Origin of the sequence: Parabacteroides sp. AF27-14, assembly GCF_003635425.1 — a bacterium.
GTDB classification, from domain to species: domain Bacteria; phylum Bacteroidota; class Bacteroidia; order Bacteroidales; family Tannerellaceae; genus Parabacteroides; species Parabacteroides distasonis.
Window position 1 is genome coordinate 56,745 of record NZ_QTLZ01000011.1, and the last position, 17,824, is coordinate 74,568.

Genomic DNA, 17,824 nt, shown 5'->3' on the forward strand with positions numbered 1-17,824 from the left:
CGGCGTGGCACGACTGTGCCAATGCTATGGAAATGACTGGCACTATACATCGTTGCAATACAATAACTTAGATCACTTAGAGGAATTGGCGGCACGCTTCTTGTTACGCCAATAACTGCCGTCACGTTTGCTTCCGAACATATTACGGCGTTTCGACTCTTGCTTGATCGCTTCTTTCTTCTCGGCTATGGCGGCTTTCACCTCCTTGGTCTCATACATATGGCCACCGGCTACGGGGACTTCCTTGCCGATCAGTTTCTGGATATCTTTTAACAAAGGTACCTCCTCGGCGTCGCAGAAAGAGAAAGCCACACCTTCACGGCCCGCACGACCCGTACGCCCGATCCGATGTACATAAGTCTCGGGTACGTTAGGAAGCTCATAGTTAATGACGTGCGTCAGATGATCCACGTCGATTCCACGGGCGGCGATATCCGTAGCGATCAGCACACGGGTCGTATGATCCTTGAAATTCGTCAAGGCACGCTGGCGGGCGGTCTGGCTCTTGTTGCCATGGATCGCCTCCGCCCCTATCTCCGCTTTCGACAAGACACGGGCCACCTTGTCCGCCCCGTGTTTCGTACGGGTAAAGATCAATACGGATTCCAGTTCCGGGTTCTCCAACAAGCTTTTCAGCAAGTTGATCTTCTCGGCCTTCTCGACGAAATAAACGGATTGGTCGATCGCGTCCACGGTCGATGAGGCCGGGGTTACTTCCACCTTTTGCGGCTCGCTCAAGATCGTACCTGCCAAGCGCTCGATCTCAGGGGGCATGGTAGCGGAGAAGAACAAGGACTGGCGTTTCTTGGGCAATAACGGTAAAATACGCTTGATGTCATGGATAAAGCCCATGTCCAACATACGGTCCGCCTCGTCTAAGACGAAATACTCCAAGGTATCCAAGTGGATGAATCCTTGTCCGATCAAGTCCAGCAGACGTCCCGGCGTAGCGATTAATATATCGATGCCTCTTTCCAAGGCTTCCGTCTGGGGCTTCTGTCCCACCCCGCCGAATATCACCGTATGGCGTAATCCGGCGAAACGGCCGTAAGCGGCAAAGCTCTCTCCGATCTGGATGGCAAGCTCACGGGTAGGCGTAAGGATCAATGCCTTGATACCCCGTTTGTAACCTTTCTTCTTCTGGAGATATAACCGCTGGATAATCGGGATGGAGAACGCCGCCGTCTTACCGGTTCCTGTCTGGGCGCAACCCAATAAATCATAACCTTGCGAAACGATGGGAATCGCTTCTGATTGTATAGGTGTTGGAGTCGTATAACCTTCTTGCACGAGAGCCTTACATATCGGCTCTATCAAATCTAAATCTTCAAATGTCATTCTAAAATAGGGTGAGCCATCACGGCTCGTTATGTAAATAATGCGGGCAAAGGTAGTAAAACTTTATGATATAAACTATCTTTGCGCTTTTTATGCCCGTAAAGCGATATGAAAGAATTATTACTACTACTGAAGAAGTTCTTCGGATATACCTCCTTCCGTCCCTTGCAGGCGGACATCATACAGCGTATCTTACAGAAAGAGGACTCGTTGGTGCTGATGCCCACGGGTGGAGGCAAGTCGATCTGTTTCCAGCTACCGGCTATCTATCTGCCGGGTACGGCTTTGGTGGTGTCCCCCTTGATCGCCTTGATGAAGGATCAAGTAGAGGGGTTGATCGCCAACGGCATCCCGGCGGCGGCGTTGAACAGTATGATGCCGGAAGAGGAGCAACAACAGGTGAAGCAACTTTGCGTGCAGGGCAAGATCAAATTATTGTATATCTCCCCGGAACGGATCAAGATGGAAGCGGACTGGTTCCTGCCCCGGCTGGACATCTCGCTCATCGCTATCGACGAGGCGCATTGCGTATCGCATTGGGGACATGACTTCCGTCCGGAATACACGCAACTGGCGATCTTGAAGGAACGTTTCCCGAAAGTCCCGGTCGTGGCCCTGACCGCTACCGCCGATAAAATCACCCGGAAGGATATCCTAGAGCAGTTACGGCTTCGCACGCCCCAAACGTTCATATCGTCATTCGACCGCCCGAATATCTCCCTCACGGTACGCCGGGGACTTAACAAGAAAGAGAAGATCGCCGCCATCGTCCATTTCATCCGGGGGCACCGGGAGCAGAGCGGTATCATCTATTGCATGCGCCGCAACGATACGACCGAGCTGGCCGATGAGTTGGCGATGTATAATATCAAGGCGATCGCCTACCACGCCGGCCTCCTGCCCGCCCAACGGGAACAGGCCCAGAACGATTTCATCAACGACCGGGTGGACGTGGTGTGCGCCACGGTAGCTTTCGGGATGGGTATCGACAAGAGTAATGTCCGTTGGGTCGTGCATTACAGCATGCCGGGGAGTATCGAGAATTACTACCAAGAGATCGGCCGTGCCGGAAGGGACGGGATGAAAAGCGATACCCTCCTGTTCTATTCCTTGAGCGACTTGATCGTACTTCGCCGTTTCGCCGAGGAGAGTGGCCAAAGCGAGGTGAACTTGGAGAAGCTAAACCGGATGAGACGGTATTGCGAGTCCGACATGTGCCGCCGCCGTGTCTTGCTCAGTTACTTCGGCGAGGAGGCGGACCATGATTGCGGCAACTGCGACGTGTGCAAGAACCCTCCGCGACGCTTCGATGGCAGTGTCTTGATACAAAAAGCGCTGAGCGCCGTCATCCGGACCGGCGAGCATGTAGGCATGCAAATGCTGATCGACATATTACGTGCCTCCGGTCGGGCGGAACTCTTGGAGAGAGGATACGATAAGCTAAAGACGTACGGCGCCGGACGGGACCTCTCTTATAAGGAATGGAAGGAGTACATTTACCAGATGATCCAACTCGGGTACATGGAGATCGACTACGCCGCCGAGCGTGTCTTGCGGATGACCCCGTTAGGCAGGCGTGTCCTGTACGGGGAGCAAAAGGCCCAGCTCGTCATCTATCGGGAACCGGATGAGCTGACACGCCCCGTCCGGAGAGGCGAGCGGAAATCCTCCTTCAAAGCCCAGCCGATCCGGCCGATCCGGTCCGCCTCCACGGACGAGACCTTGCTGGACTCCCTCCGACAGCTTCGCAAGCAAATCGCCGAGCGAGAGCATACGCCGGCTTATATCATCTTCTCCGACGATTCCTTGGAAGACATGGTGGAGAAGAAACCGGTCACCTTGGACCAGTTCAGCGACATCCGGGGCGTGGGGCAAATCAAGCTGGACCGGTACGGGAAGGTGTTCGTGGCCTTGATCCGGTTCGTGCTGAAGCTACCGAAATAAGAAGAACACATGTTAATGTTTTTAGCTCCTAAATGGAAATATAAAAAAATCACATATATTTGTCTACAGTTATTAAGCACAATGCCCCATATTCATGATAGACAAACATCTTTCTCTCCTCACCCACCTGCTCTGTCTGTGTTTTCTGGCAGGATGCGAGAATGAGTATTTCAAAACGGGGAGTATCCATATCCAATTGAAGAAACCTTCCGGATACGCAGATATCTCCTTGGCGAATATCCCGGTCACACTAATCAATCAAAGTATAGGCTGTGTCTACACCACGACCACCGACACAAATGGACTAGCTCTATTTGAACTAACCGCTGGCATATGCGCAATCTCCGCAAATCAGGAAACCACGACTGGCAACAGGGATTATATATTGAGTGGTAGCCTCTCCAATATCCAGTTCGAGGCCAATGGAGAAGAACGATCCGTGGAAATACCTTTGGAAGTGTCCGAACGAGGCCGTCTGCTGATTAGCGAGATTTATTTCAGCGGTTGTCTCTGGCCTGACGGGAAAAATGTCTATAACAAAGATCAATACCTCACGTTGGTCAATAACTCCGATGACTTGATTTTCCTAGATGGCCTATGTATCGCACAAGCAGGACCCGTAAGCGTGACAAAGCCTTCCGGATGGATGCTCCATACCGATATGAAAGAAATACCTTTATTCATGATGTGCTGGGAGTTTCCGGGAACGGGAGCCGAATATCCCATTCAACCGGGGGAGCGACAAACGATAGCGATTAACGCCATAAACCATACCAATAGCGAAGTGGGAGTTCCGGCCTCGCTCGATTTATCCAGCGTGGAATGGGCTTTTTGGGATCCTATCTTGACCGGAAGCCAAATCTCCGCCGGTGTAAAACCTCTAAACTTGGTATGGCGTGGCACCGGTTTCTCCTATCTGTTTTCCATGAACGGCCCGACGATCCTCTTGTTCCGTCCCAAAACGGACTTAAGAGAATGGATCGCCAATCCGGATCACATCCAAAAAGAACCTGAGAGTTTCAATACGCTAAAATACCTCCATATACCCGCTGATTGGGTGCTGGATATCGCAAATTTCGTCTCTTCAACCTCTACGGTAGCTTACACACGTATCCCATCTTCTATGGATGTGAGTCCGGGTATAGCCACGTCCGGCGGCTCCGGCCTGGCAATGCGTCGGAAATATGAGCAAGAGGGGAAACGCTTCCGCTGGAAAGATTCCAATAACACCGCCGAGGATTTCGAGAAAAGTCCACCTTCCTTAAAACGGTAAGCCTCTATGAAGATCACTATCATTCTATATATGATATCACTATCTGTCTATGCCTCACGGTCATGGGCTCAACAAGAGAGCGCATGGGCTTTATCCGCCAATCCTGTCAGCATCAGCTATGTGCCTAAGGACAGCGCTATGGAAGCTGGTTTAAGTTATTTGATCCATCAAGCCGCCTTACCTGCCAGCGACCAGCCGGATCAAACACAGACCTATAGGGCTTATGTATCCGGTAACCGAAAGCTGGGTCTGCTTTGGCTGGCGGGTGGTATCGATTGGTCGCAAAGCCTACTGGAAGGGAGAAAATGGAATTTATTATCGCAACCGGACTATCTGATTACGGCCGGCGATTCCTTGGGAGAGCCACAACGCATCGAGAAATACAGGATCTACGGACAAGCGGCTTACGTCTTATCCCCGAAAATCAAGGTCGGGATAGATGGAGACTATACAGCTACAAGCAACGAAGATCGCTCCTCTTACCATATCTACCATGGGATGGCACACTTAATCCGGATATCAGGAGGTGTCGTTTACGAACAAGTACGCAGACGTTTTGGAGCCTCGATCCATTATACCCATCGAACAGAGGAATTAACGTATGATACGGATAGTAAAGATAAACTTTATACATTTCCTCTGGGGTATTGGCTTCCGATGCAAGAATTATCGGGAAGTTTCCTGTTTCGCAGCCAAGGAAAACGCCTAGGTGTTTCCTTGCAAACGGAAACCCTAAAAGAGCATTGGAGTCTTTTCCATGATCTCTTCTACGAGACCCAGCAATTAGCGGACAATCCAAATAACTCCGGCAACTTGAGAGGCTGGGAAGAACGGCTGCATCAAATCAGTTACCAAGGTCGTTTTACCCGAACGAATAAATCGTGGACGCATATCTGGTCGCCCACAGCCCGATTCAACCAAACTACGGCCAACCGCATATTACAACGGAATCCCACCACAAGCTCGTCTGCCATATGGACTACATTCGCCACCTATCGCCTAGCAAGGCAACGGATGTTATCTACCCAACTAAGTTACGAGGCGACAAAGAATGATACTTCGGGCGAAAAGGTATCCACATGGCAAATGACTGTCGGATGGAATCGTTTGGAAAATGATTTCTACATATATCCTTTTACGGTCAAACAATATACAGGACTCTTCCACGGAGAGATCGCGTTTCTTCGACAAATCCGCCTACCTAAAGAAAACAAGCTAAGTATCCGCCCGTCCGTGTATATCGTGTCGGGCTATGGCACCGAGATCAAATGGGAGAAGGAAACGCAGAAGGATGAGAATGGCTCTGCAGAAATCAAGCTAGAGCAGAACATGCAAAAAGTGAACGAGGATTTTATTGCTCGCACGGCAACCCGTCTGGGTATCGGTGCGGAAATGGAATATCGGCATCCCATTCATTCCGCCTTATCAGCGGGATTTCGTTTAATAGGTAGTCTCGAACAAACGACAAGTCCTCAATCGCCCCTCGGAGGGGGCGGAAATCTCAGTATTGTCATCTGGCTATAATAGGTCTTAATACTATGCGTTACTCAACTTTGTACAAAACACCAATAAAGATCGTGACGATATTTCTCTTATTGTCATCACTTCATCCGGGCAATTACCTTCACGGGCAAGAGCAACCGGATACTCTGTCCTTCTATTTACCCAACATTTTGGTAACAGCCATCGAGTCTAAGACTCCGGGTACGGTTTCCTTGCTTCCTGCATCAACATTAGAACACACGCAACCGATCACGATCGCTGATCTGACACAATTATTACCGGGAGGTCTCACCAATAATTCTGGGGTGACAGACGCACAATATTTCTCAGTGCGGGAGGTTTCTTTAAAGAACGGGGTAAACCAATTTCATAAGAACGCAGCTATGGGTGCCCAAATATGGGTAGACGGCTCTCCTCTTCATTTCAACACCGGCATCAACGAGCCTTACGAAGGATATGATGCCCGTTTTCTATCTCTCAACCAAGTGAAAGAGGCGGAAATCATCCGGGGAATACCTTCTGCCCGGTACGGAAACTTAACAAATAGCGTATTATTACTCAAGACTCATCAAGGTAGAATGCCTCTCTCCACCAGCATACGTTACAATCCGAAACTGAAACAATATATGCTTGGAAAAGGCTTCTGTATCTCCCCACGAGGCCATACGCTCAACCTGTTAGCGGACTATACCAGCCAAGGCGATTTCCATACCGGCGGCATACGCTTGGCAAACCTTTACCATTGGTTGCCCGCAGGGAAAAAACTAGAATTAAGCCTTACTTACACCTCTCGCATAGGAAAGGAAAAGCAATTCGTCAACGAGCAGAATCATACACAAAGACAACGATTGGATCAGCGATTTTCCATACAAGGGGAATGGCAACCCGACCGACGTTGGCTCAAGAAGCTGTCTCTGAGAATAGACGGTTCCCTTCAAAAAAGCAAACAAACAAAGAGTCAGGTCAACAATGCCTCTAGCCAGCTTTATACAGACCAGAAAGAGAGCGGCGAATGGGAAGCCCGTGTTTTATCCTCAAACTACATGTACACATTAGTCAATGAAAGCCGACCTTTTTATGTAGAAACCGAGATGCTGGCGTCTACCTTATTCCCTCTACGACAAGGGAGGGAGATCAGCTTAGTAGCCGGATTCTCATACCGTAGTGAGGGTAACGAAGGGCGAGGCAGGGATTTCGATCGGCAGAGGCCTCCTTCTACATCTATCCGTCCCCGCTCATTCCGGGAAATCCCGTCCTTGCATACGTTCGGTGGCTTCATTGAGGCCACATACCGGACTTCCAACCTCCATGTAGAAGCCGGATTAAGAAATCAAGGATTGAAAAGCCGGGATTATGCCTTAATCTATCAGACAGAACCTCGCCTGAATCTCTTATGGTCTCTCTTCTCCTCTCCCTCCGGCTATACATTGAGTTTAAAAGCCGGGATCGGATGGATCAGTTTCATGCCGACATTGGATAAACTCTATCCGGAAGCTACTTATAATGATAAGGTCTCTTTCTATTATAATGATAGCAATGAAAGTGGAAACACCCTTGGTATTCTCACGACACATGCCCCCGGAATGGAACGAAATATGAAATTAAAACCTACCGTAAATCGAAAGATAGAGGTTGGCCTTATAGGGAAGACTCCGGCCATCCGACTAGACATGACCGCTTTTTTCGAGAAACAAACGGATGGCTTTTCCTCCTCGGCACAATATATTCCATTCAGCTATCGGGAATATGATTATCTACCAACCGCCCAACTTCGTCCTGAATACAAAGATGGACAGGTATGGGTGAACGGTAAGGCTGTCCCTTATCAAGAGAAATATAGTTACACGCCGGTATCTGTACCAGTCAATACACTCCATAGGAAGAAACATGGGATCGAGATGGTAGCGGACCTCGGGACTTTCTCACCCTTGCGTACCTCCCTAATCGTAGACGGGATCTGGTTATATGTACGAGAAAAGAATACGGCCCTTAACGGGATCTGGCCGATCCAGTACACAGATAAAACAGAATACCCCTACGTAGGTTTTTACGACAAGCAAGGCGGACCGGGAAATGAAAGTCGTTCGGAGATCATCTCCACGAACTTCCGTTTCATCACGCGCATCCCCAGAATCGGACTGGTCACTACCCTTACGTGGCAAATGATATGGCTCTATAAATATCGTACGCTCTACAACGGTAGCACTGGCGAGAATGTATGGCCCCTATATTGGTGTGGAACAGACGGAATCATACATCCGTTCACCGAGACACAGAAAGAGGATCCAGCCTTCGCGCCTTTACTCTCCACCACCGCGCCGGAACGATTCCTGCCAAACTCTTATAAACCATATGGTATGCTGAATATCCGGGTAAACAAAGCTTTCGGAGAGCACATCACGCTGGCATTCTTTGCCAACAACCTCGCCGATTTACGCCCCACTCGCTATTCGGCCAGCACGAGATCTTACCTTCAACAAAATACCCAGCCTTTTTTCGGTCTGGAATTACAAATAAAACTATGACATCATGAAAACAAGCATACTTTACATATTCCTACTGTCAGTCCTTTACGCCTGCGACTCCCACTCTCTTCTTCCACCCAAGCAGCAATTGGATCAGCAAATAGCGCAACTGAATGATTATTCTTTGTTGAGCGGTCCCTTGAACGACCAGCTATGCGAAGAGATAGAAACCCATGCCCAAGAAATAGGGAATGACTCGCTTTTGCTGGCAACCCGCCAAATCATATACACCCGCTATTGCAGATTACAGGACACGGCCCATGCGAGAATGCTACTCGACCGCATGAAACCTTATGCCATCCGCATAAAAGACAAGCACCTTCTCATGAATCACCTGCGTATGGCATTTCTTCACGCACAGATACGCCAACCCGCAGAATGCGAGCGATGGATAAACGAGGCACGAAAATATGCATATATAAATCCTCAAAACTGGTATATCACGGCGGCTAGCGCTTGTCTTGAATGTGGATTATATCCCCAAGCACTCATCTATGCGGATTCAGCATTGGTGAACTTGAAATATAAAGTGATAAGCTCTCCTCACTTAGTAAAAGCTATAGCATTAAGCCGTACGGGAAAGACCGCCGAAGCGGAGGAATGGACCCAACGATGCATTACCGATATCCGCCACTTTCAGGCGAAACACCAAATACACACGATCAGCTATCTGCAATATCAACTCTTCATGGAATACGCCGTCTCTCTCCGGAAACATGGAAAAAACAAAGAGGCACTATCCGTATTGGAGGAATTAGACAGAGTCTCATTCAATAATGTCGCCACGCCTCTCTTGAGGAACAAAGACAATATCGAGGAATATAAGGTGCGTGTGGCACGTATGTTGTCCGAATGCCATTATGCGACCGGAAATCAATCGGAAGCCATCCAACAGGCAAACCGGGCAGACTCCCTACAATCCCATTATGCCCAAGAGCAAATGAACATACGCAGAAAGATGATCAGCGAAAGCCTGCAAAACGAACTATTATCCACCCGCTTAAAAAGTCAGAAGGCGGAAGCGGAACAGGCACGGCTCATCCAGTATATCCTTACCGGAGTCATTATTTTGCTCATGGCTATCCTAACCGGAGGATACCTTTGGTGGAGAAATCATCGCCGTCGCCTACGCCAGTTATTCGATTTATTGATAAGCCATCATGCGGCTTGGTTGCTAATACACGATCCGCTTCCGCTAATCTCCCGGCCACAAATAAAGTTACCAGATCATTCAGAGGCAAACACCGAGGTCACAACAAAAGCTGATAATCTCCTATATCAACGAATCCTATCAGTTATGAAAGAGCAAAAGCCTTTCTTAAATCCTAATCTCGACCTTGTGACCCTCTCCCGTCTAGTGGGTACTAACCGAACACAACTATCCACCACCCTCAATAGGCAGACGGGAATGAACTTCAGTCGTTGGCTGGCTGAATACAGGGTACACCACCTCCTTTCGCTCGTCGCCCTACGTCCCGACAGCGACATCACCGCACTAGCCTCCGAATCAGGCTTCACCTCCCGAACCTCCTTCTTCCGGCAGTTCCGGCAAGTCACCGGACTTACGCCCAACCAATACAGAAACGTACGAAAAGAGACCGGCAAATAATCTGTTAAAGTACGTGTCTAGCCTTTGATGCAGGGGCTTTACGGCCTTTGGTGTACCAGATCGTTCGGATCAAGTTTCAATACGTTCGCATCTTTTCTCATCCCTTGATTTACCAAATGGGACTGTCTATATTTGACCTCGCAAGTCCCTCTTATGCGGGTTACTTAAGACAGTACCAATATGGAAGAAAAGCAAAAGCCATCCCTAATCGAACGCAGGCTATATGCCCGCATCTTACAAATCATGGAGGATAAGAAGCCTTATCTCGATCCACAGTTCAATTTGTGCCAGTTGGCCAACCTCGCTTGCACGAACCGTACCCGGCTATCCTCTACCTTGAACAATCAGACGGGTATGAACTTCAGTCGCTGGCTGGCTATCTATCGGGTAGAGTACCTCATACGGGAATTTTCCAAGTGCCTCACACAAGAGCCGCAGGAGTTATACAAGACGGCTGGGTTTACCTCCCGTACCTCTTTCTACCGCCAATTCAAGGAGGTGACGGGCAACACTCCCATCGAGTACTTCGCCAACCTATATTATAACAACGTAAATGATTCAACTAAATAAATAGCGATATGAGACATTTTACACTCCTACTCTTATCCGTTTTTACTGTCTATCAAGCCAAGGCGGATATATTGATCCCCTTAGACAAATATCCTACGGGGGAAAAACGTTTCAACTTACAGATCAACGGAAGTCACGATACCAGTACCCCTTGGCTCTCCACCACGTCATTTGGCGTGGATGAAGATGGGCAGATGGGAAACCCGGAGAATTGGACATCCGAACAAATCGACGAGGACAATCACTCGGTAAGTCACCGACTCATCATGAACAGTATTTCCCTGCGCCTCTCCTATCGTGTATGGGACAATCTCAGCCTGTGGGCAGGCATCGGTACCACCAACTTCACCCACGAGGAGACTTTCCGAGATGATGACGACCTAAGCAGTACCATCTTCAGCAAGAACATGGTACCCATCTACAGCGGAGGGCTAGGTTACGGCCATGCCTTCACCGACCGCTTTTTCATGTCTACCCAACCCGGCGTGCGCTATGCCAACAGCGATAACATGACCACCGAGGTGTATTACCAAGGCAAGACCATCCCCTTGCGAGACCTCAGCCTCAACCGCCGTTACCTAGAGTGGGCCGTGCCCGTGGTGGCCGGATACGCACTGGGGAATTTCGTGCCCTATGCCGGCATCCTCTACAAGGACTACACGATGAAAGACCGGTACGAGTTCACCAAGACATATGCCGGCGAGGACTATACCGTTCGTATCGACGAGACTTTCCACGCCCGTCACAAGCTGTACGCTTTGGCCGGGGTGAACTATTTCCTCGCTGACAACATCTCGCTCGGAGTAAACGGAAGCTTCGGCAAGAGGCAGTCCGTACAGTTACAATTCAATATCAGTTTCTAAACCTCTTAAACAGATATATACATGAGAACGACACTCAAAGCACAAGCGATACGGCTGATCGCCATATTTTTGCTTATCTGTGCCTCTACCACCACCGTCAAGGCACAGATCAGCCAACATCCCGAACTGTATAAGGTGAAAGAATTCCACAATATCGATAAAGACGGAGGTGCCTATTACTGCTTCACCGACGCACAATACTACCAAGGGAAGCTCTACGGGGTCTACATAGATAATAACGGCCCCTCATCCATACGCCTCATCGCTTTCGAGGTGAACGGCGAGACCCGGACAATGGAACAATCCACCGTTGGCGACACCGGTAAGAAAATGATCTTTCTCAATGATTTCGGCGTATACCAAGATGCCGAGATCATCGTATACCGCAATCGCTTCTACGTGCTCTGGAAGAATAATACCAATGGCCAGATATGGATCGGCGAGGTGGATATGAAAAAGGGAGAATACAAGAAAACTCGTATGCTCGATGACGGGAAAACTTACGCCAACTTCGCCGCCACCATCTACCGTGACAAGATCTGCGTCATCCTACACCGCCGCACCAACAAGAAACTGCAAGTCTACCAATACGGCGACCCCGAGCTGAACAGCGGCTGGGACTGGTGCGGCACCGTGCGCAACGCCGGACACGATAATATCGAGCTAAAAGGCTCAACAGGCATATCAATGGAATACGATCCCGACGACCACTGGGACGCCACCTCGTGGTACGGCTACGACGACACCGAGAAAAAGAACGTGGAGAAACTCATCATAGGCCGACTCAAGAGCGGTACCTTCGAGGCATTCAGCTACAGCGGCGAGTATGGCAAGGATAACATATGGCCCTCCAACTGGGAAGAATACGCGCATCACGACATAGGACGCTCGAAGACCTTCTCGCTCAAGCTCATCCAAGCCGATATAGAAGGCTACGCAGCCGACAATACCAGCGGCTACAAAGCTTCCTCAAATCCCCTGATCTTCAGCTACTGTACCTATGATGGCAAGGGAACGGGCGAACACTTCCTAAAGAAATTCTACCCCGGCAGCAACAGCTTTGCCACCGACGCACCCATCTACACCGACCTGCCCTACGGCTACACGGTCGTAGCCACCGCGGCAGATCCTACCACCGAGACAGCTCCCGGCGGAGGGCTCTACTACAAGCAATATATCTACCTGCTGCGAGGTAACCAGACTCCATACCATTGGTACAAGCACGCCTACATCGCCTCCATCCGCTCCAACGAGATCGTAGAAAGACGCAGTTCCTTCAACGACGAGAAGGCCCTGTTCGGCAACAGCGAGCTACGCAATCTCGTGCGCCTCGTCGGCATCATCGAAGGACCACCTCCAACGGTAGTGGATAATAACGAGTGGTTCGGCGACCTCGGCGTAGCCTCAAGCCTTGCCTTCACCATGGGATCGGGCACCAGCAACTCCGTGAGCCGACTCTATAAAAGTGACCTAAAATGCTCCTTCGGACCGCATACGGATAAACTCACGGCAGCATTCGGCGGCGGATACTCCTTCCAGAAACAACACGAGGAAGTAACAAGCCAGTCCGAGTCCATCACCGTTACCTTCGAAGCAAACGACACAGCAGACTACCGGGCCATCGCCCTCTACTCTGTACCCATTCTGACCCGTTGCGACCTAGAATACCTCTCCCCCACCCGGAGACAGAGTGTACGAATGCCCATATTCAGCTATACTTACATGACACGGCAGAGTATCAAACAAGTAGAAGTGCCTCTTGACCTAGAGCCTTTCCGCATAGACAATCCAAGCAAACTTGGAGACTGGGAGGCCCGTGAGATCCTCACCATGACCGCCAGCGAGCCAAATGTCAGCAAGTCCGTCAACTTCAGCCTCAACTCCGAACGGATCGACATGACGCTGGAAACCAGCGGCACAATCTCCGACAGTCAGACCAAAGGTGCCATCAGCCTTATGGATTTGAAATTCCCCTTCTTCCAACTGGAGAACCAAAGTTCTTGGGAATGGACAGACCAGACCACAGCGACAACCTCGCAGGGTATCAGCGCATCCTATTCGAAGATACGACGCACGGACAAGCACGTCAGGCCGGAAGAGACAGCCGAGTCCTTCTCATCCACCCTCTATCTGCTCACTGCCGAGAAGTCGAACACGCTCCGTGACCAGTACTACCCCAAGCTACTCGAACGGAAGATTAGCTTCGGCACCGACACCTTTCCCTTCATGGTAAACAGCGACAAACCCTTCGTATTGGCGTGGGACATCAACAACATCACCTATGTACGAGGTAACGTGAGCATCACCGGAAATGAGGTGGTAACGACCGACGAGCCCCTGTCTATCCGCTTCCTCGACGGCATGCTTACGGTAGACTGCCTGCCGGGAGCCACCGTCAACGTCTACAGCATGAACGGCACGTTGGCTGGTCACCAGCAAGCGGTATCCGGAAAAGCAATCTTCAGCCTGCCCGGACACCTGTACACCGTGGAGGTCGTGACCGAACGTTACCGGAAAGTACAGAAAGTAGTAAGATAATACAGTTAGAAGCCATGAAGACAAACCTCCTCCAGAGAAAACGCCTCCTAACGGAAGAATCGAATCGCTGTTATCTGTGCGATGCCCCTGTCTGCACAAAGGCATGCAAGCCCGGACTAGATCCGGGCCGCTTGCTGCGGGCCTGTAAAATGGACAACCTAGCGGGAGCTATCCTCCGGGCCTACCGGATGGAAGCCTGCAAGGATTGCGACGGGCATCCTTGCGAGAAGGCCTGCCTCCGCGGACGAACCGACCGGGCGATATCCATCACTCAAATCGTACGGCAATTGCAAGATATGCCAAACCCGACGGATAGTTCTCCCCTCACTTCGTCTCCGGACTTGGCGATCGACTTTTGCGGCATCCGCTGCGCCAATCCCTTTATACTGGCCTCCTCACCCGTAGCCCATAATTACGAGATGTGCGTCCGGGCCCTCGAAGCCGGTTGGGCCGGTATCTGCTTCAAGACGATATCGTTCTATCCGATCCATGAGGTATCCCCCCGCTTCGACCAAATGGAGGTGGATGGCGTACCTTTCATCGGATTCAAGAACATGGAACAATTGTCGGAAGCCTCTGTCGAAGAGAATTTCGATACTCTCTATCGCCTCAAGCAACGCTATCCTGACAAATTAATCATCTCCTCCATTATGGGACGGACAGACGATGAGTGGACACGGCTTGCCCAATATTCCACGCAGGCTGGGGCCGATATCATTGAGTGCAACTTCTCTTGTCCACAAATGACGCAAGAAGGGATGGGCAGCGACGTAGGACAAAACCCGGAACTGGTACGCCGGTTCACCGCCGCCACACGCCGGGGTACCCATCTGCCGATACTAGCGAAGATGACACCGAATATCGGGCAGATGACACCCGTGGCGCTCGCCGCCCACGAAGGAGGAGCCACCGGGATAGCCGCCATCAACACCATCAAATGTATCACCCGTATCGATGAGAAAGCACTTACGGCCCGGCCCGTTGTCTGCGGACTGAGCAGCGTGTCCGGCTATTCGGGGAAAGCCGTGCGCCCTATCGCTCTCCGGTTCATACATGAGCTGGCGAGCGATCCTTCTGCCGGCAAGATGCCTATCAGCGGGATAGGCGGTATAGAGACTTGGCGGGATGCCCTCGATTTCCTGCTACTAGGCTGCACGAACCTACAGATATGTACCGCCGTGATGCAATACGGCTTCCGGATCATCGACGATCTATGCGAAGGGTTACGACTGTTCATGCAAGAGAACGGATATAAAACCCTATCCGACCTCATAGGTATCGCTTTACCGAACATCGTACCCCCCGAGAAACTGGAACGTACGCAGATACACCGCCCGACAGTAGATAACAGCCTATGCCTCGGCTGCGGACGCTGTTTCGTTTCCTGTAACGACGGTGGACATCAAGCTATCCGTTTCACCTCTATGCGCAAACCGGTGATAGACGAGCAAAAATGTGTCGGCTGCCATCTTTGCGCATTAGTATGCCCAACCTTCGCCATACATTGACAGGATGAGGATCGAGACGGGACACCTTATTCTACTATCCATACTTCTTCTGTGCCCGCTAGTCCATTCAGACCTGCGGGCACAAGAGAAGACACCCGTCACACGAGCCGACTCCATCATGCGGCAGGTAATCCATCAAGCCCCCATCTACGAGCACGTCCTCGAGAGCTATGAAGCGGAGACCTACGTGAAAGGCCGTACGCACGTTCCCCGGAAGAACAAGCTGCTACGATACGCCTATCTGGTCTTCCCGATAGAGCGTCATCCCCGCGATGCCTTCTTCGAGATGAGTGGCCTCACCCGCTACGACGCTCCCAACCATTATCGCAACGAGATTGTAGCCATCAACAGCAGCCATCTCGCCGCCGGAAGGCATTACAAGGAGATAGCCTCGTTCGTCAACTTGAACGTCTACTCCCCCACGATCTACAATAAGGGAATGATCATGCCACTCTCGCCCGATGCTTTCAAATATTACACGTTTCGGCAGGAAGGCACGGACACGATCTCCTGCATCCCTGTGTATAACATCCGTTTCACCCCTCGCCAATGGAGCCAGAAACTACTATCCGGAAACCTGTACGTAACCGACGAACTCTGGACCATCGACCGTATCGAGATACAAGGGCACTCCTCTTTCTCCGAGTTCAACCTAAGCATACGTTTCAACCGTGACGAGAAGCATTTCATCCTCCCGGAAGAGGCTGACCTGCAAGTCTGCTACCATGCCCTAGGCAACCGGATAGAGAGCGACATCCACGCCGCTTTCCGCTATAAATCGATCTCTTGGGTAGAGGAAGACCATGAGAGCAGGAAATTATACTCGCTCGATCAAACCCAATACTATACGATCACCTCCGACACACTCTCCTTTACCCAAGACAGCGCTTATTGGAACAGCCGGAGAGACAAGCCGCTCACTACCGACGAGAAAGCCTTGTACACCACCGGAACGAACGTGGTGAGGACGGAAGCGGACAGCAGCGCTCTCACTCGCTACCTCCAACTCGGCGAGCGGCTCACCAGCACGGTCAACAGGGATTACAAGAGTACTCGTGTGAAGTATTCCGGCCTTCTCAACCCGTTCCAGCTATCTTTCGGAAGCAACGGGATCACCTATAAGCAAGAAGCACGTATCAGTAAGACATTCGAGCATGACCGTCAGCTACGCTTCCACCCCGAGATCGGTTTCCTATTCAAGGAGAAAGAGCTACGCCTACGGCTAACAACCGACTGGGAGTATCACCCCGAGCGTCAAGGTATCCTCAACCTCACGATAGCCAATGACAACCAAAGCTATTCCTCCGAAGTGATCCACCAGATCAACGAGATCCTAAAAGATACCCCAATCCGTTTCGAAGATCTCAACTTGAAGTATTTCCAGCACTACTATGCCAAGCTGATGAACCAGATAGAACTGATGAACGGCTTCCGGCTCTCGGCCGGACTCGCATACCACCATCGTACGCCCATGAAAAAGAACAAGGATACCGGATTGGATCTTAAGGATCATAATGAGTTCACCCCGGTTATCGGCCTTACCTACACGCCCCGGCAATATTACTGGATGGACGGTTACCGGAAAGAGTACCTGCATTCCCATTACCCGACCTTCCGGATCGAGCTGGCACGAAGCATACCGGACCTGCTCGGCTGTACGGGAAATTATTGGCGGATGGAGGCCGGCATGAACCAGACCGTACGGCTGGGCTTATCCGAACGACTGAGTTACAATCTAAGCGGTGGACTCTTTTTTAACCAGCATAACATGTACTTCGCCGATTTCAGCTATTTCGCCAAACGTTATTTCCCCGAGCCTTGGGGCGACCGGTTTGGCGGGATCTTTCATAATCTAGGTGGGGATTGGTGCAATGCCTCCGACAAATATATTCAAGGGCACCTCATGTACGAGAGTCCATTCATTCTATTGCGATTCCTCAAGCCCAATCCCAAGGCGCATAAATACCTCGTGTCCGAACGTTTCTACCTCAGCCAACTATGGACTCCCGTATTGCCGAATTACAGCGAGCTCGGGTATGGTATCGGTAGCGACCTTTTTCATATAGCGCTTTTCCTAGGCTTCGAGAAGTTCAAGTATCAAAGCGTCGGATTGAAGTTCGCGCTTGAGTTATTCAGATAATTATAAACAAGTA

General features: G+C 50.6%; 11 protein-coding genes. 10 read left to right on the forward strand and 1 reads right to left on the reverse strand.

The window, feature by feature from the left end; translation table 11 throughout:
• Positions 1–72: 72 nt before the first annotated feature.
• Positions 73–1,338 (reverse strand): DEAD/DEAH box helicase, encoded by a 1,266-nt coding sequence (locus DWY79_RS12765; RefSeq protein WP_122369445.1) that lies wholly within the window; start codon positions 1,336–1,338, stop codon positions 73–75.
• 108 nt (positions 1,339–1,446) lie between these two features.
• Between DWY79_RS12765 and recQ the strand changes: the two genes are divergently transcribed.
• The 10 genes from recQ to DWY79_RS12815 all read left to right on the forward strand — a co-directional run bounded on the left by recQ (position 1,447) and on the right by DWY79_RS12815 (position 17,811).
• On the forward strand, positions 1,447–3,282 hold the full coding sequence (gene recQ, locus DWY79_RS12770; RefSeq protein ID WP_022192151.1) for a DNA helicase RecQ: 1,836 nt from the start codon (positions 1,447–1,449) through the stop codon (positions 3,280–3,282).
• Positions 3,283–3,376: 94 nt separating this feature from the next.
• Entirely contained in the window at positions 3,377–4,555 is a 1,179-nt protein-coding gene (locus DWY79_RS12775; protein ID WP_005862191.1) for a DUF4876 domain-containing protein, read from the forward strand.
• Positions 4,556–4,561: 6 nt separating this feature from the next.
• Positions 4,562–6,079: a DUF6850 family outer membrane beta-barrel protein gene (locus DWY79_RS12780; RefSeq protein ID WP_005862189.1), complete on the forward strand. Its 1,518-nt coding sequence runs from the start codon at positions 4,562–4,564 to the stop codon at positions 6,077–6,079.
• Between the two features lie 14 nt (positions 6,080–6,093).
• Positions 6,094–8,583, forward strand: a complete 2,490-nt coding sequence (locus DWY79_RS12785; protein WP_122369446.1) for a TonB-dependent receptor — start codon at positions 6,094–6,096, stop codon at positions 8,581–8,583.
• 4 nt (positions 8,584–8,587) lie between these two features.
• A complete protein-coding gene (locus DWY79_RS12790; RefSeq protein ID WP_005862185.1) occupies positions 8,588–10,192 on the forward strand; it encodes a helix-turn-helix domain-containing protein in 1,605 nt (534 codons plus the stop codon).
• A 180-nt stretch (positions 10,193–10,372) separates the two neighbouring features.
• Positions 10,373–10,762: a helix-turn-helix domain-containing protein gene (locus DWY79_RS12795; RefSeq protein ID WP_005862182.1), complete on the forward strand. Its 390-nt coding sequence runs from the start codon at positions 10,373–10,375 to the stop codon at positions 10,760–10,762.
• Between the two features lie 8 nt (positions 10,763–10,770).
• A complete protein-coding gene (locus DWY79_RS12800) occupies positions 10,771–11,625 on the forward strand; it encodes a hypothetical protein (protein ID WP_005862180.1) in 855 nt (284 codons plus the stop codon).
• A gap of 21 nt (positions 11,626–11,646) precedes the next feature.
• Positions 11,647–14,163 carry a hypothetical protein gene (locus tag DWY79_RS12805; RefSeq protein WP_122369447.1) on the forward strand — a complete coding sequence of 839 codons (2,517 nt, stop codon included), beginning with the start codon at positions 11,647–11,649 and terminating at the stop codon, positions 14,161–14,163.
• A gap of 14 nt (positions 14,164–14,177) precedes the next feature.
• Positions 14,178–15,671 carry an NAD-dependent dihydropyrimidine dehydrogenase subunit PreA gene (preA, locus tag DWY79_RS12810; protein WP_005862176.1) on the forward strand — a complete coding sequence of 498 codons (1,494 nt, stop codon included), beginning with the start codon at positions 14,178–14,180 and terminating at the stop codon, positions 15,669–15,671.
• Between the two features lie 4 nt (positions 15,672–15,675).
• Positions 15,676–17,811, forward strand: a complete 2,136-nt coding sequence (locus DWY79_RS12815) for a DUF5686 family protein (protein ID WP_122369448.1) — start codon at positions 15,676–15,678, stop codon at positions 17,809–17,811.
• Positions 17,812–17,824: the final 13 nt, after the last annotated feature.

What these genes read in the sequence shown, in the direction of transcription:
- DWY79_RS12765 (WP_122369445.1), bottom strand. Translation starts at nt 1,338, where the DNA reads ATGACATTTGAAGATTTAGATTTGATAGAGCCGATATGTAAGGCTCTC.
- recQ (WP_022192151.1), top strand. Translation starts at nt 1,447, where the DNA reads ATGAAAGAATTATTACTACTACTGAAGAAGTTCTTCGGATATACCTCC.
- DWY79_RS12775 (WP_005862191.1), top strand. Translation starts at nt 3,377, where the DNA reads ATGATAGACAAACATCTTTCTCTCCTCACCCACCTGCTCTGTCTGTGT.
- DWY79_RS12780 (WP_005862189.1), top strand. Translation starts at nt 4,562, where the DNA reads ATGAAGATCACTATCATTCTATATATGATATCACTATCTGTCTATGCC.
- DWY79_RS12785 (WP_122369446.1), top strand. Translation starts at nt 6,094, where the DNA reads ATGCGTTACTCAACTTTGTACAAAACACCAATAAAGATCGTGACGATA.
- DWY79_RS12790 (WP_005862185.1), top strand. Translation starts at nt 8,588, where the DNA reads ATGAAAACAAGCATACTTTACATATTCCTACTGTCAGTCCTTTACGCC.
- DWY79_RS12795 (WP_005862182.1), top strand. Translation starts at nt 10,373, where the DNA reads ATGGAAGAAAAGCAAAAGCCATCCCTAATCGAACGCAGGCTATATGCC.
- DWY79_RS12800 (WP_005862180.1), top strand. Translation starts at nt 10,771, where the DNA reads ATGAGACATTTTACACTCCTACTCTTATCCGTTTTTACTGTCTATCAA.
- DWY79_RS12805 (WP_122369447.1), top strand. Translation starts at nt 11,647, where the DNA reads ATGAGAACGACACTCAAAGCACAAGCGATACGGCTGATCGCCATATTT.
- preA (WP_005862176.1), top strand. Translation starts at nt 14,178, where the DNA reads ATGAAGACAAACCTCCTCCAGAGAAAACGCCTCCTAACGGAAGAATCG.
- DWY79_RS12815 (WP_122369448.1), top strand. Translation starts at nt 15,676, where the DNA reads ATGAGGATCGAGACGGGACACCTTATTCTACTATCCATACTTCTTCTG.